We start from the raw sequence: 19,863 nt of genomic DNA, 5'->3' as shown, positions 1-19,863 counted from the left end.
TGACAGCCGCGCGAACTATTTCGAGGAATAGATCTGCGCGATGCGTGCGAGCTTGTCGGGGTTGCGCTGCGCGCGGATGCGCACGATGAGGTCGTTCTCGATCTCGAAGGTCTGGGCCGATTCGAGCTCGCCGTCGAGAAAGCGCAGCATGCCGGGCTCGCCGTTGATGTCGACAAGCTCCATGCGCACCGCCGGCCCCAGGCGGCGCCACAGCGAGAAGTACAGCTGCGCGAGGCGCTGACTGCCGCGCAGGATCTTGCTGAAGGTCTGCACCTTGCCGCCGCCGTCGCCGATGAGCTCGACGTCCTCGGCCATCAGCGCCTTCAGCTCCTGCAGGCTGCCGCGCGAGGCGGCGTCGGCGAAGGCGCGCAACAGGCGCTCGTGGGTCTCGCGCGGCACGGAGAAGCGCGGACGCCCTTCCTGCACCTGGAGCCTGGCGCGGTGCACGAGCTGGCGGCATGCGGCTTCGGTCTTGCCGAGGGTGAGGGCGATCTCGTCGTAGTCGGCATCGAACACCTCGCGCAGCAGGAAGGCGGCGCGGGCCTCGGGCGCGAGGCGTTCCAGCACGGCGAGGAAGGCGACGGAGATGTTGTCGGCGCGCTCGAGCAGCTGTTCGGGCGTGGCGGGCGAATCGTGCTCGCCGGTCAGCGTGGGCTCGGGCATCCAGGCGCCGATGTAGTGCTCGCGCTGGACCTTGGCGGCACGCAGCCGGTCGATCGACAGGCGCGTGACCACGGTCACAAGCCAGGCTTCGGAGCTGTCGAGGGTGTCCCTGGCGGCTTCATGCCAGCGCAGCCAGGCGTCCTGCACGACCTCTTCCGCCTCGGCCACGGAACCCAGCATGCGGTAGGCGATGCCCTGCAGGCGAGGGCGGTGGCGGTCGAAGGTGAGGGTTGCGTCGTCCATGCGGGCTAGACGGCTGGCGTCCCCGGTTTGTGACGCCCTCTCACCAACAGGTGGAGTTTTAGGGAGGGCCGTCGCGCACGGCCGCCCCCGGTAGGGGGTTGGCGAAGCGGCACCAAATGTCGTGCAGCCCGGGGGCGAGCAACAGTTACGCGCCCTGGTACTCGGGCTTGGGGCCGAGGGTGGCTGCCAGTTCCTTGCGGTAGCGGTTCAGCTCCTGCACCGTCTTGAAGCTGCGGTTCATCAGCAGGCTCAGGTTGTGCAGGATGCGCTCGCCGACCTTGGTTTCCCAGACGGCGTCGAACTTGATCTGCTTGTCGAGCCAGTGCTCCAGCCAGTCGGGATCGGGCATGCGGCTTTGCACGGTGTCGCGCGGGAAGTGCGCCTTGCTGACGTGCAGGTTGGTCGGGTGCAGGGCCTGCGCCGTGCGGCGGGCGCTGGCCATCAGGACGCCGACCTTGGTGAAGGCGGCACGGGCCTCGTCGCCGAACTTCTCCAGCGCGCGCTTCATGTAGCGCAGGTAGGCGCCGCCGTGGCGGGCTTCGTCCTGGCTCAGCGTGGTGTAGATGTGCTTGATGACCGGCTCGGTGTGCCACTGGGCGGCACGGCGGTACCAGTGGTTGAGCCGGATCTCGCCGCAGAAATGCAGCATGAGGGTTTCGAGCGGCGGGGCCGGGTCGAAGTCGAAGCGCACCTCGTGCAGCTCTTCCTCGGTGGGGGCGTGCTTGGGGCTGAAGCGCTTCAGATACTCCATCAGCACGAGGGAATGCTTCTGCTCCTCGAAGAACCAGATGGACATGAAAGCGGAAAAATCGCTATCGTGGCGGTTGTCGCGCAGGAACATCTCGGTGGCCGGCAGTGCCGCCCACTCGGTGATGGCATTCATCTTGATGGTCTGCGCCTGCTCTTCCGACAGCAAGGAGGCGTCGAACGACTGCCACGGGATGTCCTTGTCCATGTCCCAGCGGACGGATTCGAGTTGTCTGAAGAGTTCCGGATAGAGCATCTATATCTTTCTAAGGCCGTCGATTTTAATCGGCCCGTTTGGCGCGCCCATGACAGACGCGCGATGATGCGGATACGCGCGTCCTTGCAGCATGGATGCGCATTCCCATTTTTGAATCAGGAGCCGCCATGCGAACCCCCTTCCGATTGTCGATGTTGTGGCGCTGCGCCCCTGCGGTTTCCCTCGTGGCGAGCCTGGTTTCGCCCCTTGCGGCGCAGGCCCAGACCCCCCCTGCAGCGCCCGCCGCCGCGGAGCCCGCAGGATGCCCGGTGATCCTTCAGCACACGTTCCCGCGGCTGCAGGACGAAAAACCCCAATCCCTGTGCCAGTACTCCGGCAAGGTGGTCCTCGTGGTCAACACGGCCAGCTTCTGCGGCTTCACTCCCCAGTACAAGGGCCTGGAAGCGCTGGACATGAAGTACCGCTCCCGCGGCCTGGTGGTCCTGGGCTTCCCGTCGAACGATTTCGCCCAGGAGTCGGGCTCCAACAAGGAGATCGCCGAATTCTGCGAAAGCACCTTCGGCGTGAAATTCCCGATGTTCGCGAAGTCGTCGGTGCGCGGCACGGACGCGAATCCGCTGTTCAGGCAGCTGGCGCAGGCCTCGGGAACCACGCCGAAGTGGAATTTCTACAAGTACCTGATCGGGCGCGACGGCAAGGTCGTGCAGGCGTGGTCGAGCATGACGGCGCCGGACGAGAACGGGTTCGTGAACGTCATCGAGAAGCAGCTCGGACCGAACTGACCGTCGGCAACTTTTACCGACCGGTCGATTTCCGTGCTGCCCCACCGGGAACAAACGTTTACAAACCGGACGGGAACCGTGCCGCCGATACCGCGCTCCTAAATCGCGTGGGCAGTGACTGACTTTCGAGTCGCTGCCCCGCGGTTTTCATGTTGCGAGGTCTTCCGGGCGCTTGCCGTCTGGTCGAAATCCCGAGGCGATTCTTCTCCTCCTCCCTCCCTCCCTCCTTCGCGTCGGGGCGCCTCGCAGCATTTTTGTATTCGGGCCGGACCGGGTCGCGCCGCACGCGAACCCAGGTCCGATGGGCCCCTCCCGATCGTTCTCCCTGAATCCGGTTTGCGCCGCTGCGCGTAATCGGGTCATGGCCGAAAACGACGACCTCCATCCGGTTCTTGGACGAACCCACTGCGAAGCTCCCGGCATGTCCTGCGCGGACGCCATGCCCCTGCCGGGATTCGCGCGCACCGCTCCCTCCCCCTCCTTCGGACGATCCCGGACCCCGCCCGCCGCGGCCCGCACGGTGCTCGGCCTGCTCCAGCGGCTGTCCTGCGGCTCGCTCACGGTGAGGCTGCCTGACGATTCGCTGCGGCACTTCGGCGCCGCGGCCGGCTCGGGCCCCTCGGCCTCGATCACGCTGCGCAACTGGAACGTCTGCAAGGCTGCGCTCAAGTCGGGCGACATCGGCTTCGCCGAAAGCTACATCGCAGGCGACTGGAGCACGCCCGACCTCACCGAGCTCCTCCGGCTTTTCATCGCCAACCGCCGCGCCATCGAAGACGTGGTGTACGGCAGCTGGGCCGGGCGCCTGCTCTACCGCCTGCGGCACCTGCTGAACCGCAACAGCAAGGCCGGCAGCTCGCGCAACATCCACGCGCACTACGACCTGGGCAATGCGTTCTACGCGCTGTGGCTCGACGAGACGATGAACTACTCGTCGGCCTGGTTCGAGGGCGACCTGTCGAAGCCCATGCCGGAGGCGCAGCGCGCGAAGGTTCGCCGCGCGCTCGAGGCGGTGCACGCGAAGCCCGGCGACCGGGTGCTGGAGATCGGCTGCGGCTGGGGCGCGCTGGCCGAGATGGCTGCCTTCGACATCGGCGCCTCGGTGACGGGCGTGACCCTGTCGACCGAGCAGCTCACCTACGCCCGGCAGCGCACCGCCGGGCTCGCCGCCGACCTGCGGCTGCAGGACTACCGCGACATCGACGACGCCCCCTTCGACGCGATCTGCTCCATCGAGATGGTGGAAGCCGTGGGCCGCGCCTACTGGCCGGAGTACTTCCGCGCCCTGGCCCGCCTGCTCAAGCCGGGCGGCCGCGCCTGCGTGCAGAGCATCGTGATCGACGACGCGCTCTTCGACCGCTACATCGGCTCGACCGACTTCATCCAGCAGTACATCTTCCCGGGCGGCTGCCTGCCCTGTCCGCGCGAGTTCCGGCTGGAAGCGGAGGCGGCGGGACTGGAGGTGGTGGACGAGTTCGGCTTCGGCGCCGACTACGCCGAAACGCTGCGCCGCTGGCGCGAGAGCTTCCTGGCCCGGCGCGCAAGCGTGCTGCAGCTGGGCTTCGACGAGCGCTTCATGCGCATCTGGGAGTTCTATCTCGCCTACTGCGAGGCGGCGTTCTCGCAGGCGAACATCGACGTGGTGCAGTACACGCTGCGCAGGCCTTGAAGGACAAAGAAAAAGGCGCCCTGGGGCGCCTTCCTTTTTCTTGCGTTTCGCCGACGCCCGCTCAGGGCTTGGTGTCGATGAAGCTCGGACGCAGCATCAGCTTGTCGAACAGCTTCGCGAGGTTGGCGTTGTCCTTGCGCCAGTCGATCTCGGGGAAGCGCAAGTCCAGCCAGCCCAGCGTGCAGCCCACGGCGATGTCCGACAGGCTCAGGTGGATGCCGCTGCAGAAGGGCTTGTCGCCCAGGCCCTTGGCCATGGCTGAGATCCCACCCTCGACCTTGGCGCGCTGGCGCTCGATCCAGGCGGCGCTGCGCTCGCCGTCGGCGCGGCCGGACCAGGTGGCTTCCAGGCGCCAGAGCACGCCGGCGTCCATGACGCCGTCGGCCAGCGCCTCCCAGGTCTTGACCTCGGCGCGCTCGCGGCCCTGCTGCGGAATCAGCTTGCCCACGGGCGACAGGGTGTCCAGGTACTCGACGATCACGCGGGAATCGAACATCGCCTCGCCGCCTTCCATGATCAGGCAGGGGACCTTGCCCAGCGGGTTGGAGCTGGAGATGGTGGTGTCGGCAGCCCAGACGTCTTCGATCACGAACTGGTAATCGAGCCGCTTCTCGGCCAGCACCACGCGCACCTTGCGCACGTAGGGGCTGGCGGCGGATCCGATCAGTTTCATGAAGGCTCTCTCCCTATGCATTGATGACGTTTGGTAATAGTCATTTTAGGTGAACGGGAAAACCAGAGGCCCGATCCCCTGCGGATCGTCTCCCCAAACGCCCCGGAAGCGCTCCCCCGGGCCCTTCGCGCGGCGCCCGCCTAAAATTGAGGCATGAGCTTTTCCACCGTTTCCGCCCTTTCCCCCCTTGACGGCCGCTACGCGGCCAAACTCGCGGCGCTGCGTCCGCTGATGAGCGAGCAGGGCTATATGCACCGGCGCGTGCAAGTCGAGGTGGCGTGGTTCATTGCGCTGTCCGACTGCGGTTTCGCCGAATTCAAGCCGCTGACCGGCGGCGCGCGCAAGTACCTGATGGGCCTGGTCACCCACTTCTCCGAGGCCGACGCGCTGGCCATCAAGGAGATCGAGAAGACCACCAACCACGACGTGAAGGCGGTCGAGTACTGGATCAAGTCGAAGTTCGAGGCCCGTCCCGAACTGCTCGCAGCCGCCGAGTTCGTGCACTTCGCCTGCACCAGCGAGGACATCAACAACACCAGCCATGCCCTGCAGATCCAGGCTGCGCGCGACAAGGTGGTGCTGCCGGCCCTCGACGGCCTGATCGCCAAGCTGCGCGAGATGGCGCACCAGTTCGCCGGCGTGTCGATGCTCTCGCGCACGCATGGCCAGACCGCCAGCCCGACCACGGTCGGCAAGGAGATCGCCAACGTGGCGGTGCGCCTGTCGAAGGCGCGCGAGCAGATCGCCACGGTGAAGCTGCTGGGCAAGATGAACGGCGCTGTCGGCAACTACAACGCCCACCTGGCCGCCTGGCCCGACTTCGACTGGGAAGCCTTCAGCCGCAAGGTCGTCGAGACGCCCGCACCGCTGGGCCTGGGCCTGAGCTTCCAGCCCTACAGCATCCAGATCGAGCCGCACGACTACATGGCCGAGCTGTTCGACGCGGTGGCGCGCGCCAACACCATCCTGATCGACTTCTCGCGCGACATCTGGGGCTACGTGAGCCTGGGCTACTTCAAGCAGCGACTGAAGAAGGGCGAGATCGGCTCCTCGACGATGCCGCACAAGGTCAACCCGATCGACTTCGAGAACGCCGAAGGCAACCTGGGCCTGGCCAACGCGGTGCTGCGCCACCTAAGCGAGAAGCTGCCCATCAGCCGCTGGCAGCGCGACCTGACCGACAGCACGGTGCTGCGCAACATCGGCGTGGGCTTCGGCTACGCCACGCTGGCCTACGCGAGCCTGGCCACCGGCCTGGGCAAGCTCGAGCTCAACGACGAGGCGCTGGCCGCCGACCTCGACGCCTCGTGGGAAGTGCTGGCCGAGCCGATCCAGACGGTGATGCGCCGCTTCGGCGTGCAGGGCGCCTACGAGCAGCTCAAGGAAGTGACCCGCGGCAAGACCGTGACGGCCGAGGCGCTGCACGGGCTGATCCGCTCGCTGGACATCCCCGAGGCCGAGAAGGCCCGCCTGCTGGCCATGACGCCGGCCAGCTACGTGGGCAAGGCCGCGGAGCTCGCCAGCCGGATCTAGGAGGCGTTCGCGCCTTCACGCCGACAGCCGCCCTCGGGCGGCTGTTTCTTTCGCATCCCCGGGGCGCCTGCCGCCTAAACTCGCGCACCCATGGCCCTCAAATCCACCATCTTCAAGGCCACCCTCGCGGTGGCCGACATCGACCACGGCTACTACGCCGACCACGCGCTGACCCTGGCGCGCCACCCCAGCGAGACCGACGAGCGGATGATGATCAGGCTCGTGGCGCTCGCGCTCAACGCGCACCAGCTGCAGGACGTGTGCAACGGCGACGGCACGCTGGCCTTCGGCGCCGGCCTGTCGAACGTCGAGGAACCCGACGTGTGGCTTCGCGACTTCACGGGCGAGGTCAAGCTCTGGATCGAGGTCGGACAGCCTGAAGACAAGCCCATCATCAAGGCCTGCAACAAGGCCGACGAGGTGATCGTCTACGCCTTCAACCACGCGGCCGAGATCTGGTGGCGCGGCATCGAGAACAAGCTCACGCGGCCGCAGAACCTCAAGGTGTACCGCGTGCCGACCAGCGCCTCGCAGGCCTTGGCCGCGCTGGCGCAGCGCAGCATGCAGCTGCAGGCGACGATCCAGGAGAACACGCTGACGCTGGGCGACGGCGCCAACAGCGTCGACATCGAACTGCTGCGCTGGAAATAGGGCTCGCCCTTAGGCTGCGCGCACTTCGTGCGCTTCGCCAACTCCCTACCGGGGGCAACACCTGCGGCCCGGCGAAGCCGGCTCCGCGATGTTTCGCGAAGGCGCCATGCTCGTTGTTTCTAGACGGCCGGCATCATCTGGCCGCACTGCCAGCACTGCTCGAAGCCGCCTTCGATCTGCTCGCCGCACACGCAGCGCCAGCTGCGCTGCGGGCGGTGCTGCAGTTCGTGCAGCAGACGTTTGGCGAGATCGAACTGGCTCTCGTCGTCGATCCAGATCTCGGGCAGGCACTGGTCGGGCGGCAGCTGGCCCATCACCGCGCCGAGGAACTCGCGCTGCACGGTGGCGGCCACGCCCTCCTCGCGCAAGGCGTGCGCCCACACGGTCGCGATCGCGAGGTTGGGCGCTTGCGCAAGACGGCGCATGGTCAGGGGGCCCAGTTCTTCTCGTCGTCGGGATCGAACTCGGGCTCGTCGGCCGATGGCGGCGGCGACGATGGCTCGCGTTCGGCCTCGCGTGCGCGCTCGGCATAGCGGTTGAAGCGCCAGGCCGAGTCTTCCATCGTGATGCGGCGCCATGTGGCGCGCTTCTCGACGGGCGACATGCCGGGCCAGAACTGCACTTCGTCGAAGGTTCGGCCGCAGCCCTTGCATTCGTCGTCGCCCTGGCTGGTGGAGCAGATCGCGATGCAGGGGGTGTCGGGCGTGCTGTCGTACCAGGCCATCCAGGCGGCCCAGGCCTTGGCCGGAAAGCCGACCTCGTCGACCTCGTCCTCGTGATGGAAGACCATGAGCGCGTAGACCTCGGCCAGCGCCCGCAATTCAGGGCCCAGCGTGACGCCGTCGGGCGACGGCGTCTTCTCGCGCCAGTAGTTGATGGCGGCCTCGATGTCGGTGATGTGTATGGCGGCCATGGAGCGTGAAAAAGCAGCGGACGGCGATCATAGTCCGGCAATGTCCCGAAGCGTCGAAGGGACATGGTCGCTATGAAAAGAAGAGCTTCAAACCCTTTATCCATGGGCATTCCAAAGCCGTTCTCTTTGAATTCCTGAAAACTTTCGATTGCGCCGCCAAGAGCTTCGATGCTCTAATCCGCCGCACGAAGGGGAGTAGCTCCCGACCGCTGCCGGCCACGGTAGCGCGAATCGTCAGGTCGTCAATACGAAGCAAAACACTTCCGGCCTGTCGGGCAACGTACGCGCGGGTTCTTGCGCGCGCTGTCGAGCAAGACCTTCGATTTGAACCTGTGCAGGTTTGGTCGAAGCGTTCGCAAGTCCCCGGTGTCCCCCGGCCTTCATTCCTCGCTTTCGACTCGCCCTGCACGGGATGAATCGAAACGCATAGCCATGCGCCTTCCGTCGTCGCCCCTGAAGGGAGAGGCAGGGGCGCGCAGACAAAGAGGAAACCTATGGAAATGTTCATGACCCCGGAGTTCTGGGTCGCAGTCGGTCAGATCATCATGATCGACATCCTGCTGGGCGGCGACAACGCCGTGGTGATCGCGCTGGCCTGCCGCAAACTCCCGCCGGCCCAGCGCACGCAAGGCATCCTGTGGGGTACCGCGGGCGCGATCGCGCTGCGCGTGATCCTGATCTTCTTCGCGCTGACCCTGCTGGCGATCCCGTTCCTGAAACTGGTGGGCGCGATCCTTCTGGTGTGGATCGGCATCAAGCTGCTGGCTCCCGAGCATGACGACGGGCACGGCAACATCACCGGCAGCGACAAGCTGTGGGGTGCCGTCAAGACCGTGATCGTCGCCGACCTCGTGATGAGCGTCGACAACGTGATCGCCATCGCGGGCGCCGCACAAGGCGCCGGCGACAGCCACCAGATGCCGCTCGTGATATTCGGCCTGCTCGTGAGCATCCCGATCATCGTCTGGGGCAGCCAACTGGTCATCAAGCTGATGGACCGCTTCCCGATGATCATCACGGCCGGCGGCATGCTGCTGGGCTGGATCGCCGGCACGATGGCCGTCTCCGACCCGGCGCTCGCCAACACCGCCGCCTGGACCTGGGTGCCGAAGGTGCCGCAGACCGACGTGATCAAGTACGCAGCCGGCGTCATCGGTGCACTGCTGGTGCTGGTGGTCGGCAAGTGGGTGGCCGCGCGCCATGCCCGCAACAAGCACGAGGAACCGGCGGTGACGACCGGCTGAACGCCGGCGACCGCGGCCCCGCCACGAACTTCCTGACCAACACTGTCTCTGTCACTCTAACTACCTGAAGGAGCACGCCATGGAAAAGATCATTCTTTACGTCGACGACGCCACCTACGCCTGCGAGCAGTTCGCCGAACTGGCGCCGGACGCGAACAGCGTCGTGGCGCGCCATTGGGTGCTCGTGGCCTGCGCTCCGCGAATGACGCATCGCATCAGCAAGTGGGTGAGCCACAGCGCGCGCGAGAACTGGCGCGCCAAGTGGTTCAGCAAGGTGCAGGCGCAGATGACGCCGCTGCTGGAGCGCAATGGCGGCCAGGTGACGCCGGTGCTGGCCAAGGGCCCGCTGGCCGAGCTCACCGCGCAGCTCAAGCGCGAGCATTCGGCCACTCACGTGGTCGATGCGCGCCGCCCGAAGGTTGGCGTCGACCTGGAGCCGGTGACGCCGGACCAGACGCCGCCTCAGCAGTCGGGCTGGGCCTTCCCTGGCGCGGTGATGGGCATGGGCGCACTGCTCGTGCTGGCGAACGAACTGGCCGAATAAGGCCGCAGGACTGAAGCTCGATTCCCTGCGAGCCCCGGCGCCGAAAGGTGCCGGGGCTCGTTGTCTTTTGCGGGCCCTGGGGTATCCTGCCCCCATGCGCATCATCCTCAAATGGCTGCTCAGCGCCGTGGCGCTGCTGGCGGTCGCATACCTCTACAGCGGCGTCCAGGTCAACAGCTTCGGCTCCGCGCTCATCGCGGCCGCGGTGATCGGCCTGCTCAACATGGTCGTGCGGCCGGTGCTGGTGATCCTGACCCTGCCCGTCACCATCGTCACGCTCGGGCTCTTCCTCTTCATCATCAACGCGCTGCTCTTCTGGGCCGCCTCGGGCCTGCTGGGCGGCTTCCACGTCAACGGCTTCCTGGCCGCGCTGATCGGCTCGCTGCTGTACTCGCTGCTGGGGCTGCTGATCGAGTCGGCGCTGGGCGGGCTGCTCTCCAGGCGCTGAGCGCGCCCGCCGGCTGCTGCTACTTGAGCGGCGGCTCCGCCGCCTGCTCCTTCACCAGCACATCGACCGCGCGGGCGCGGGTGTCGATGATCGACGCCTCGTAGTGGTCGACCACCTTCGACTGGCGGATGATCTCCTGCGCCGCCTTGAAGCGGTCACGCGCCGCCGGGTAGTCGAGGATCGCCACGTTCGCCTCCGCGTCGGCACGCACCGCGCGCAGCGTGTCGTTCTGCGCGCCATAGAGGCTGCTGAGCGTGCGCCATGCGGTCGCGTCGCGCGGATTGGTGGCCACCCAGTCGCGCAGCACCTGGATCATCGGTGCCGGCTGGCGCATGGCGGCGGCGGCCTCGGCGGCGAGCAGCATCTCGGGCCGATCCTTCGACTTCGCATCGAGCAGGGCTGCAGCCTTGGGCGCCGCGCCGGCGGCAAGCTCGATCTCGGCGCTGAGCCAGCGCGCCTGCCTGGCCGCTGCAGGGTCGTCGGCCACGCGGACGGTCAGGCGCTCGGCCAGTGCGCGCGCGGCCTTGTAGTCGCGGATTTCCTTCGCCGACAGCGCCGCCGCGTACAGCGTGCCGGCCTGCTGGGCCGGTGAGCTCTTGGCGAATTCGCCGCTGGAGGCAGAGTCGATCCAGAGCCGCAGCACGTCGACGCCCGGGCGCGTCAGCACGCGGGCGCGTGCGGCGATCATCGCGTGGTCCATGGCCAGCGGCTGCGGCGGCACCGTGTCCATGTTGAACTGGAAGCGGCCCTGCATGTCGGAGATGCGCTCCGTGGTCAGCGGGTGGCTGCGCAGGTAGGGGTAGGAGCCGTTGTCGTTGAGGCGCGAGGCGTACTGCAGCTTCTCGAACATCGTCGCCGCGCCCTGCGGCGCGAAGCCGGCCTGCGTCATCACGCCGAAGCCGATGCGGTCGGCCTCGCGTTCCATGTCGCGCGAGAAGTTGAGCTGGTTCTGCGCGAACATCGCCTGGCTGCCCATGATCATGGCCTGGCCGGCGTCGGCATTGCGGCTCTTGCCGGCCGCGATCATCCCGAGAATCAGGCCAGCGATCATCAGCGGCATCTGCCGGCCCTGCCGGGTCATGATCCGCGAGATGTGGCGCTGCGTGACGTGCGAGAGCTCGTGCCCGAGCACCGTGGCCAGCTCGTCGCGGCTGCCGACCACGGCCACCAGCCCGAGGTTGAGCCCGAGATAGCCGCCCGGCAGCGCGAAGGCGTTGATGTTGCGGTCGCGGCCCAGCAGGATCGTCCAGGCGAAGCGCTCGTCGAGCTCGGGCGTGAGCTCGCCGCGCGCGCGGGCGGCGGCCAGCAGGCGCTGCCAGATGTCCTGCACGTAGGCGGCGATCACCGGGTCGTCGATGTAGTCGGTGTCGCGGTACAGCTCGCGGGCGATCTGGTCGCCCAGGTGGCGCTCGGCGCTGGCGGTCATCTCGCCGCCGTCGCCCATGCCGGGCAGCACCTGCTGGATCTGCGCGAGCGCGGGCACCGGCAGCAGCACCTGGGAAGCTATCAAAACACTAGCGCACAACGACCGCAGGGCGGGCGTCCGCTGGTTCCGGGAGTGGCGTTGGGGAGTCAAGCGCGGCGTTCCTCGTCAATGGCTCGGGCTCGTATGATGCACGTCCAACCCGATCGTTCACCCATGAGCACCCTCACCCATTTTGACGCCCAGGGCCAGGCCCATATGGTCGACGTGGCCGCCAAGCCCGCCACCCACCGCGTGGCCGTCGCCACCGGCCGCATCGAGATGCAGGCGGCGACGCTCGCGCTGATCGAGTCCGGCACCGCGAAGAAGGGCGACGTGCTGGGCATCGCGCGCATCGCGGGCATCCAGGCGGCCAAGAAGACCAGCGACCTGATTCCGCTGTGCCACCCGCTGGCTCTCACCCGGGTTGCGGTGGCGTTCGCGCTGGCCGACGCAGGAAGCGCGCCCCAGGTGGTCTGCACGGCGACCGTGGAGACCGTCGGGCCTACAGGGGTGGAGATGGAGGCGCTGACCGCCGTGCAGGTAGCGCTGCTGACGATCTACGACATGTGCAAGGCGGTGGACCGTGGCATGCGGATCACCGACGTGCATGTGCTGGAGAAGCATGGGGGCAAGTCGGGCAGCTGGGTGGCGGGGTAGCCCGCCTTCTCAGGAACCCGGGAACCGCGGCTCAGTTCCAGCATTCGCTCGCAGCCGCGAGCGCCGCATCGAAGCCCGTGTAGTTCTCGACCGATTTCCGTCCGGTGTGGGTGACGACATAGTCGCCGCAACGGTCTCCGCTCATCGAACCCGTGCGGGTCGCCTTCAGGCTGTAGCCGGTGCCCGTGTCGTTGGGTGTCAGCGCGATGGTGTAGTTGGCAGCCCCTTCGCCCGGCAACGGTGAAGTGCCGAACTGTGTCTTGAAGATCCCGCCGTCCGCGTTGATGTCTGCTCCGCCCGCCGTCTTCGCGTAGCTGTAGTTCTCGCTGTAGTGCCGCTCCAGCCACTGCTGGGCCTGGGAGAGCGAGGCCTTCACCTGCGCGCGCTTGCCCTTGGCGATCTGCTCCTTGTAGCTCGGGTAGGCGATGGCGCTGAGGATCGCGATGATGACCACCGTGATCATCACCTCGACCAGCGTGAAGCCTCCCGCACGTTTGCGCGCCGCGCTCATCGGTGCTTCTCCACGGTGGTCTTCAGGCCGGGGATCTCGCGCCAGAAGATCCGCGACTGGGTGGTGTTCCTCTTCATCGTGACGTCCGAGTTCGGCCCGACGATCCGGGCGCAGGACAGGCCCGCGGTGCAGCGGGCGGTCGAGTCCTCGGGAATGGCGAAGCGCTGGTCGAGGCCGACGATGCCGATCACCGCACCGGCAGCGCCGGCAATGCCGAAGAGATTCGGCGTCATGGAGACGCCCGCGACACCGTTCACCTGCACGTCCGCGCCCACTCCGGTGTCGGCGCACACGACGCCCTGCGTTGCCTTCTTGTAGACGATGGGAATGTTGACGTCCTTGCCCACGGCCTTCGGATTGCCCAGCACCATGCCCGAAGACAACGACGTTGGAATATTCACATACCAGCCCTTCTTGCTGCTCCAGTCGATGGCATCGGTGGCGCTCTGGACGATCGCCTCGGCCTTCGCCGTGTCGAGGCCCCACGTGCGCTGCTGGAGATCGGTGACGCCCGAGGGAATGGCGCCGGGGGCGGCGGCATAGCCCGGCTTGTCCCAGATTCCGAAGATGCGGTGCTGCCGTACCGTGTCGGGGAAGTCGCCGGAAAAGATCGACTGCCCCGTGCCGAACACCACGACCTGGCCGCCGTGGGGATGAAAGCGCAGCACCGGCGCAGTCGTGATCGGCAGCGTCTTGCTCGAAGCGTCCAGCGCCGCGTACAGCGGTTTGCCGTAGGCCTCCTTCCAGTCCGTCACATCGGTGCTGGAGACGTCGAACTTCCACATGTTGCCCTTGAGATCGCCCGCATAGATCGCGTCGGCGATGCCGTCGTCGTTGATATCGAGCCAGGTGGGCTGCATCAGTCCGCCGCCGCCCGCCGTGCCGACCTCGATGCGCTTGTAGTGGGTGTTGTCGACCCACTTTCCGGCGGAGCTCGGCCCGTCGATGAAGAGGATGTAGAGCACGGTCTTGCCCGACGTGCTCGACACGCCGTTGCCGAAGAGCACGGCGAACTTGCCGTTGGCCATCCTGGCGACCTGCGCGGCCTGATTGCTTGCCGGATGCACCCCGCCCTCGGAGATCACGTAGCCGAGATCGGCATCGTCCGCGGCAGTGAATTGCCACTTGTAGATGCTGGCGGCATTCGCCTCGGTCAGCGCCCCAGGCGACGTCACGTCGAGCGCGAAGATCGCCTTCGCGCCACGCCCGAGGCTGGAGAAGAGGTAGGTCTTCCACGGGTTGGTCTCGGCGGCAGTCTTCACGTCCGCGGTGAAGGGAGACCCGTCCGCATAGGCGCGCAACTCGGTGATGGTGGCGTCCGGCAACTCCCTGAGGCGCGAGGAGAGCGCCTGCGGCACATAGGACATCACCGGCATCAGCGTATCGGCGGTGAAGGCGTGGAGCATGCCGTCCGCGGCGCCCACCCAGACCAGCTTGGCGCGCGACTTCTGTGCGGTCTTGAAGGTGCCGTAGCCCTCGAAGACGGAGCCGAAGAAATTGGCCGCGGGCCGGTCCTGGAGCCAGGGGTTGGAATTGACCACGCCGCCCATGATCGAATCCGAATTCCGGTCGCGGAAGGTGCCGCCGTACAGCTTCTCCCTGGTGCGGGTGCCGCGCAGGTAGCCGATGATGTCCTGCTGCACGCTCGTCGATGCATTGAGGCCGGCCAGGTATGCAGCGCCCGCGGAGACGTTCAGGCCTGCATAGGTGAACGGCACGCCGGTGGTACCGAGGTTCGTGATGATCTCGCGCGTCGTCGCGTTCGTGAGGTTGACCTGCCCCCTCGCGGAGGGCGTGCTGCCGAAATTGCCTGCCGAATCCAGCCGGTACGACAGCAACTCGCCGTGCAGGTCGGAGGCCGAGAAGTTCGCGACGTACTTGTAGTCGCCGGCGCGCAGGTCGGGACGCGACACGGCCGGGGCGGAGTTCGAATTCCCGGTGATGTCCGCGAAGACCTGCCGCAGCGATTCCTCGAGCAGGTCCGGGCGCCGGGCGAGGAAGTAGTTGTCAGGAATGCCGTCGCTGCAGTTGGGCTGGCCGGCAGCCCCGCAGGCGGCGCCGTCGGCACGCTTGACGTCCCACTTGGAGACGGCGTCGGGGAATCCGGTCGGATTCTTCTCGGAGTCCTTGAAGCCGCCGTACTTGGCAACGTACCAGAGGGGGTCCTGGATCGCTACGTCGCCTGAGCCGATCATCTTGTAGTCGAGCCGGGTCTCGCCCTTGACGAATACGTCGCCGATCTTCACGCACAGGCGCGGGGCCTTGTCGTAACGCCAGTCGGGCGGTGTTGTCCCGTCGTCGTTCAGATAGCACTTGTCTTCCGTGTGCCTGGGCGCGGCCTGCTCGCTGGAGGAAGCGTAGACGACATTCGACTCTCCGGAGGCATAGTTGTTGATGCCGCTGTGGAAGTGGCTCCCGTCCTTGTCGCTGCCCACCACGGTGTAGCCGAAGGCAAAGGGCTTGGCATGCCCGGTGTTCGACTCCAGGGTCTGCGTGAAGATGCGCAGCGTGGGCGGCGTGGTGCTCGCATCGGTCTCGTATCGGATCGAGCCGAGCATGTCCTGGTCCTGGTCTTCGCCGAGCGCCTGGTGCTGCCAGAGCACGAGAAAGGTTCCCGATTCGCCGTTCGCCGCGCGCCTCAGGACCTTGAAGTCCACCATGTTGCCCGGGAGAGGGGGTGTACCGCTCCAATCAATGCTGGCGGGGGTGATGAAGACGTATTTGCTTGGATTGGACCCCGGAACCGGAATGCGGATGGACGCCGACCCACCCGACATCGTCACCGCGTACTGCCGGACCTTCAACACGTTGGCGTTGGCGTCCACGGGCACGGTCAGGTTGGAGCGAATGCGGTTCACATGCGCGTAGTAGGCGGCGCCCGCGCCAAGATAGGTGCCCCGCATGTTCGGCGCCTCGGGGCACAGGCCCGCCACGAGGCTCAGGTTGCCGATGAGCTTGCCGGTGCAGATGCCGTTGACGTCCGTGCCGTTGGAGCCCGCCAGGCGGGTCGTGCCCGAAATGCCTTCATGCTCGGAGTTGCCGATGAGGTCCGTGTAATAGGCGGCGCTATGCGGTGCGCCGATGCCTGAAGCGCGTTCGTTGAAAGCACCCATCTTGTCTCCATCGAAGGTTCCCACGCCGCTGGAGACGGTGACCATGTTGAGCGGGCGGCAGATGTTCTTGCCATAGAGCGACTCGCGCGACTTTCCGGAAGCCGCGTAGACCGGATTCGACGTGAGTGGATCTATCCAGGAGGGAGACGGCAGGCCGAGAGCACTGTCCTTCTCTCCGCCACTGTAGAGAGCCTTTGTTTCGGGGTGGGCGTAGTAACGCAGCCCCTCCAGGAGAATTTCGCCGATCGGATTGCCCCATGACGGGCACTTTCCATTTTTGATGCTTACGGAGTTGCAGTTGTCCGGGCCGTTTCCCGCCCAGTACTTTCCCTCTGAGGGGTTGTACCCGAACGGCCTCAGCCGGTTCAGCGAATAGATGATGCCGCGGTCGTTGGCGTTGGAAAAAACCTTGAACACGCCGGTCTGCGCATCGATCTCGTCGTTGATCTCCGACATGTTCTTTCGAAGCACGCCGCCATCCAGATTGGTGTCGAAGGAACCGAGAAACATCGCGAACTCGGCCTTGGCCGGGCTCTGGCCGTAATTACTGCTTTCGCCGAATTCATTGAGCAGGCCGATGGGTTTCAGGTTCGAGTTCGGATACTGCTTGCAGCGCTCTTCCCCGATGAGGTCCTTCTTGCAGACCTCGACGCGGGCCAGGTATTCGTCGGCCCTTGAAGGTAACCTGCCGTTGTGGGCCGATGCGCCGCCAGCTCCCACATAGTTGTCGGTCATGAACTGCACGGTCGACGGCTGCCACCCATATCGTTGCTCGTTGCTCCAGTTGCAGCTCAGGACTTCCGTCATGTTCCAGAGGATGTAGTTGCCTTCGGCCGCACGAATCACGGGCCTCAAAGTGGATACCTGCGACTCCTGCGTATCGCCGCTTCCGGGATTTTCATGACGCCGGCACAGGGTCAGTCCGCTCGCATAGGAGAACGGCGTGAGGCGGATCAAGTCGCGGCCGTTGTAGTATTTCGCATAGGCTTGGCTGTTGCGAGGCACGAATGCCATTTCGAGCACGGTCTTGCCGGGTCTGCCCGGCGAGCCGGCCTCGTCGGTGGAACGCAAGCCGCCGTAGAGGATCTTGCGCAGCACATCCATCCGGGACATGGTGGCCCAGTTCAGGAAATTGCCGCTCCAGAGGCTGGATGTGGTCGCGGATGCGCCGGCGCAGTAATACCTTTGCGAGCCCGCAGGATCTCCGTTGACCGTTTCCCTGTCGGCCAATTTGTTCGGAACGAAATTGCCGCTTTGCGTGCTGTAGCTGTAGCACTTCGTGGGATCGAAGTAGCCGTAGTACTTGAAATGGGGCAGGAAGAAATAATCGATGCTGCCGTCGAAGTTCAGGTCTTCGTAGTCGGTGTAGGCGCGGCTGAACATGCTGTAGTCCTTGGACACGTTCAGCACCACCATCGGGAGGTTGGGGTCCGGATTCACATTGGGCGGAATCGCCTGGATCTGGGCATTGGAAGCGGCGGCGCCAACCAGTGCCAGCATCGCAACCAGCTTCGGGATCGATGATTTCATTTTTCAGCTTCGCTTGAAGTAGCTTTGCAGCACGACTTCGGTGTTCGGATCGAGCCCCCAGCCGCGGGCGGTATTCCTGAAATAGATGTCGTCCCCGCGCTGCATGTACTCGATGAGATACTCGGGCTGGCGCGACACGCCAGTGACTCCAGGCGTGCCGGTGAAGGTGCCGAGCGGCACCGCGCCGGTGAAATTGCAGGTCGAGGGCGGAGACGCCTTCCAGCCGACACCGCCCATGGCCGCCGGCCACCAGGGCTCGGGATTGGTCTTCGACTTGGAGTTGCTGGCTGCGTAATAGGCCGCGGGGCTTTGGTCGCCGAAGCGGCACTGGCCACGCGGGCAGTCGGTGCCGAAGTTCGGCTCGCCGTAGGCCGAATTGATAGGACGGTCGTCGCCACGTGCGCAGGCTGCGCCCTCCACGTCGGCTGCAAGGGAGATGTCTCGCTCCGCATCGCGCAGGGCAGCCTCTGCCGCCTGCCTGGCGACCTCCATGTCGAGCACATTGCGCGCGACGTGCTCGCCGAACATCACGCGCCGCACGGCGAAGGCGGCAACGCCCGACAGGATCAGGATGAACACCAGCACCACGACCATGGCGAGTCCGCGTTCGGCGGCAGGGTAGCGCGGGATCTTCAAAATGTCCTCGTGAGGTTGTTGCGGACGCCGAAGATGCGGGTCTGCTGCTTGTAGACGGCGCGATCCGAATCGGTGAACGAGACGGAGGTGCCGTCGCAGTCCACATAGCTTCCGCCGGATGTCTGCCTCACGGAGGCGTCGAGCGTCCTGGTCATCACGCACACCTGGACGGCGACGACGCGCTGCCATCCCGTCTTGCTCTCCCCGTTGATGGTGGCGACCGAAAGACGGTTGACTTCCGTTGCCGTGAAGAAACGCGCAGGCGCTTCGAGCGTATTGGCCTCGGAGACGCCGTAGCGGAACCTCAGCTGGGTGACGCCCGGCACGATGGGCTGATAAGGCTTGGTGTTGGGTCCGTTGCCGGCGCAGCGGAAGCTGCGCGTCGAGATGGACCGGCCGTCCTGCTGATAGGTGTAGCTCGCGCCGAGGCCGTAGACGTTGCTGATGAACAGCGGCAGCGCGACGGTGCCCGTGCCTTTCGCACCGCTGCCAGCGCGAGCTTCGTTGTACTTCGTTCCACCGAACTCGGCGAGCTCCACGTCCTGGCGCAGGCAGTCCTTTCTCGTGCCCACGCCTTCGGTCTCGAAGTTGTCGGCAGAGAAGTAGTTGACGACGAGCGAATCGGGCTCTCCGTCCTTGACTGCAGGGCAAGTACCCTTCTCCACGTCGAACAGCCCCGAGCTGCATCCGAAGATGCCCTGGTCGAAGGCGTGGGCCGAGGCCGAGACGATGTTCGAGTAAGCGCCCTGGAACCTCGGGGATTCGCTGGAGACGGGAAAGCTGGCGGGATAGAAGCCCGCGTTCTTCAGGTCGCGGCCGATGATGTCCAGCACGACGCTCGCGGCCTCCTGCTGCTGCGCGCTGGCGTCGATGGCCCTTGAGGCCCGTGTCGTCGAGATGAACAGGTAGCCCGCCGCGGCAACGAGCAGCAGCCCGATCACGATGGCTACCAGCAGTTCGACCAGCGTGAGGCCGCGCGACCTGCAAGCACGGCTTTTCATGGAAGGACCCTCGCGGTATAGCAGCGCACGCCAGCCGGTGCCTTCGCTCCCTCGGGGCAGCAAAAACGTGCGGAGCCCGTTTGCAGGTCCTCCTTCTTCCTGGTGCAAGCGGCCTGCTCCAGGGCGTCGCCCTTCTCATCTACAGCGCCTTTGTCGAACCACATGACGCTGACGTCGAACCCGGCGCGGACATCCCCGGTGACGTAGCCGGCGCCCCCCGGCAACGCGGCGCGCAGGATGTTCTTCCAGCGGGCAAGGTCGAAGACGGCCAGCTCCGCCGGTGTGCAGACAGCGCTCGCGCAATCCTTCGCCGGTTCGGTGGCCACCTCGGCGACCTGCTCCGAATAGGCGTCGGTCAGCAGATAACCCTTGCCCTCCACGCCGACACCTGCGACGACACCCGAATATCCATTCGCTCCGGGCGCGTTGACGCGGATCCTCTCGGACAGGTCGTCGATCACGGCCGAGACGTTCAGCCGGGCCTCATTGCCGGTCTGGTACTTCAGCGCGACGGCCAGCAGGCTCGCGATGGCAACCAGCCCGAGCGAAAAAACCAGGAGAGCGACCAGCGCCTCGATCAGCGCCACACCCGATTGACGAGCGCGAAACATCATCCGTCCCCC

The 19,863-nt window shown here is 66.0% G+C and carries 19 protein-coding genes; 8 read left to right on the top strand and 11 right to left on the bottom strand.

The window, feature by feature from the left end:
- Positions 1 to 15 precede the first annotated feature (15 nt).
- A complete protein-coding gene (locus G369_RS0109960; protein WP_019653853.1) occupies positions 16 to 906 on the bottom strand; it encodes an RNA polymerase sigma-70 factor in 891 nt (296 codons plus the stop codon).
- Positions 907 to 1,051: 145 nt separating this feature from the next.
- Positions 1,052 to 1,909: a ferritin family protein gene (locus G369_RS0109955; protein WP_019653852.1), complete on the bottom strand. Its 858-nt coding sequence runs from the start codon at positions 1,907 to 1,909 to the stop codon at positions 1,052 to 1,054.
- Positions 1,910 to 2,037: 128 nt separating this feature from the next.
- Between G369_RS0109955 and G369_RS0109950 the strand changes: the two genes are divergently transcribed.
- Complete coding sequence (locus G369_RS0109950; RefSeq protein ID WP_019653851.1) at positions 2,038 to 2,652, top strand: glutathione peroxidase; 615 nt, start codon at positions 2,038 to 2,040, stop codon at positions 2,650 to 2,652.
- Positions 2,653 to 3,073: 421 nt separating this feature from the next.
- The gene (locus G369_RS0109945; protein WP_019653850.1) at positions 3,074 to 4,321 is read left to right on the top strand and encodes a class I SAM-dependent methyltransferase; all 1,248 of its coding nucleotides are present in this window, start codon (positions 3,074 to 3,076) and stop codon (positions 4,319 to 4,321) included.
- Between the two features lie 61 nt (positions 4,322 to 4,382).
- On the opposite strand, the gene G369_RS0109940 is transcribed toward G369_RS0109945, so the two are convergent.
- Complete coding sequence (locus tag G369_RS0109940) at positions 4,383 to 4,994, bottom strand: glutathione S-transferase N-terminal domain-containing protein (RefSeq protein WP_019653849.1); 612 nt, start codon at positions 4,992 to 4,994, stop codon at positions 4,383 to 4,385.
- Between the two features lie 153 nt (positions 4,995 to 5,147).
- Here G369_RS0109940 and purB point away from each other — a divergent pair, with 153 nt between their 5' ends.
- Both purB and G369_RS0109930 read left to right on the top strand, forming a co-directional pair.
- A complete protein-coding gene (gene purB / locus G369_RS0109935) occupies positions 5,148 to 6,527 on the top strand; it encodes an adenylosuccinate lyase (RefSeq protein WP_019653848.1) in 1,380 nt (459 codons plus the stop codon).
- 90 nt (positions 6,528 to 6,617) lie between these two features.
- Positions 6,618 to 7,178: a YaeQ family protein gene (locus G369_RS0109930; protein ID WP_019653847.1), complete on the top strand. Its 561-nt coding sequence runs from the start codon at positions 6,618 to 6,620 to the stop codon at positions 7,176 to 7,178.
- Between the two features lie 119 nt (positions 7,179 to 7,297).
- On the opposite strand, the gene G369_RS0109925 is transcribed toward G369_RS0109930, so the two are convergent.
- Positions 7,298 to 7,603 carry a putative signal transducing protein gene (locus G369_RS0109925; protein ID WP_019653846.1) on the bottom strand — a complete coding sequence of 102 codons (306 nt, stop codon included), beginning with the start codon at positions 7,601 to 7,603 and terminating at the stop codon, positions 7,298 to 7,300.
- Positions 7,604 to 7,605: 2 nt separating this feature from the next.
- On the bottom strand, positions 7,606 to 8,091 hold the full coding sequence (locus tag G369_RS0109920; protein WP_026346302.1) for a DUF3717 domain-containing protein: 486 nt from the start codon (positions 8,089 to 8,091) through the stop codon (positions 7,606 to 7,608).
- Positions 8,092 to 8,585: 494 nt separating this feature from the next.
- Here G369_RS0109920 and G369_RS0109915 point away from each other — a divergent pair, with 494 nt between their 5' ends.
- From G369_RS0109915 to G369_RS0109905, 3 genes are all read left to right on the top strand, one after another.
- Positions 8,586 to 9,335, top strand: a complete 750-nt coding sequence (locus G369_RS0109915) for a TerC family protein (RefSeq protein ID WP_019653845.1) — start codon at positions 8,586 to 8,588, stop codon at positions 9,333 to 9,335.
- A 79-nt stretch (positions 9,336 to 9,414) separates the two neighbouring features.
- Positions 9,415 to 9,879, top strand: a complete 465-nt coding sequence (locus G369_RS0109910) for a hypothetical protein (RefSeq protein ID WP_019653844.1) — start codon at positions 9,415 to 9,417, stop codon at positions 9,877 to 9,879.
- A gap of 94 nt (positions 9,880 to 9,973) precedes the next feature.
- The gene (locus G369_RS0109905) at positions 9,974 to 10,327 is read left to right on the top strand and encodes a phage holin family protein (RefSeq protein WP_019653843.1); all 354 of its coding nucleotides are present in this window, start codon (positions 9,974 to 9,976) and stop codon (positions 10,325 to 10,327) included.
- A 19-nt stretch (positions 10,328 to 10,346) separates the two neighbouring features.
- Here the strand turns inward: G369_RS0109905 and G369_RS0109900 are convergent, their stop codons facing one another.
- Positions 10,347 to 11,861: a M48 family metalloprotease gene (locus tag G369_RS0109900; RefSeq protein WP_051127565.1), complete on the bottom strand. Its 1,515-nt coding sequence runs from the start codon at positions 11,859 to 11,861 to the stop codon at positions 10,347 to 10,349.
- A 105-nt stretch (positions 11,862 to 11,966) separates the two neighbouring features.
- Here G369_RS0109900 and moaC point away from each other — a divergent pair, with 105 nt between their 5' ends.
- A complete protein-coding gene (gene moaC, locus G369_RS0109895) occupies positions 11,967 to 12,449 on the top strand; it encodes a cyclic pyranopterin monophosphate synthase MoaC (RefSeq protein ID WP_019653841.1) in 483 nt (160 codons plus the stop codon).
- Positions 12,450 to 12,480: 31 nt separating this feature from the next.
- Here the strand turns inward: moaC and G369_RS0109890 are convergent, their stop codons facing one another.
- From G369_RS0109890 to pilV, 5 genes are all read right to left on the bottom strand, one after another.
- Positions 12,481 to 12,960, bottom strand: coding sequence for a type IV pilin protein (locus G369_RS0109890; RefSeq protein WP_019653840.1), 480 nt, complete (start codon positions 12,958 to 12,960; stop codon positions 12,481 to 12,483).
- Positions 12,957 to 17,456, bottom strand: coding sequence for a pilus assembly protein (locus G369_RS0109885; RefSeq protein WP_502266756.1), 4,500 nt, complete (start codon positions 17,454 to 17,456; stop codon positions 12,957 to 12,959). Before G369_RS0109885 ends, G369_RS0109890 begins: the two co-directional genes overlap by 4 nt.
- 150 nt (positions 17,457 to 17,606) lie before the next feature.
- A complete protein-coding gene (locus tag G369_RS0109880) occupies positions 17,607 to 18,239 on the bottom strand; it encodes a pilus assembly PilX family protein (protein ID WP_019653838.1) in 633 nt (210 codons plus the stop codon).
- Entirely contained in the window at positions 18,236 to 19,240 is a 1,005-nt protein-coding gene (locus tag G369_RS0109875) for a PilW family protein (protein ID WP_019653837.1), read from the bottom strand. The genes G369_RS0109880 and G369_RS0109875 overlap by 4 nt, the downstream gene beginning before the upstream one ends.
- Positions 19,237 to 19,854 carry a type IV pilus modification protein PilV gene (gene pilV / locus G369_RS0109870; protein WP_020723019.1) on the bottom strand — a complete coding sequence of 206 codons (618 nt, stop codon included), beginning with the start codon at positions 19,852 to 19,854 and terminating at the stop codon, positions 19,237 to 19,239. The genes G369_RS0109875 and pilV overlap by 4 nt, the downstream gene beginning before the upstream one ends.
- Positions 19,855 to 19,863: the final 9 nt, after the last annotated feature.

The sequence above is a fragment of the Variovorax atrisoli 110B genome, from assembly GCF_000382045.1.
GTDB lineage: Bacteria > Pseudomonadota > Gammaproteobacteria > Burkholderiales > Burkholderiaceae_C > Variovorax > Variovorax atrisoli.
Note: the sequence above shows the minus strand (reverse complement) of the source record. Positions and strands in the feature narration are given on the sequence as shown.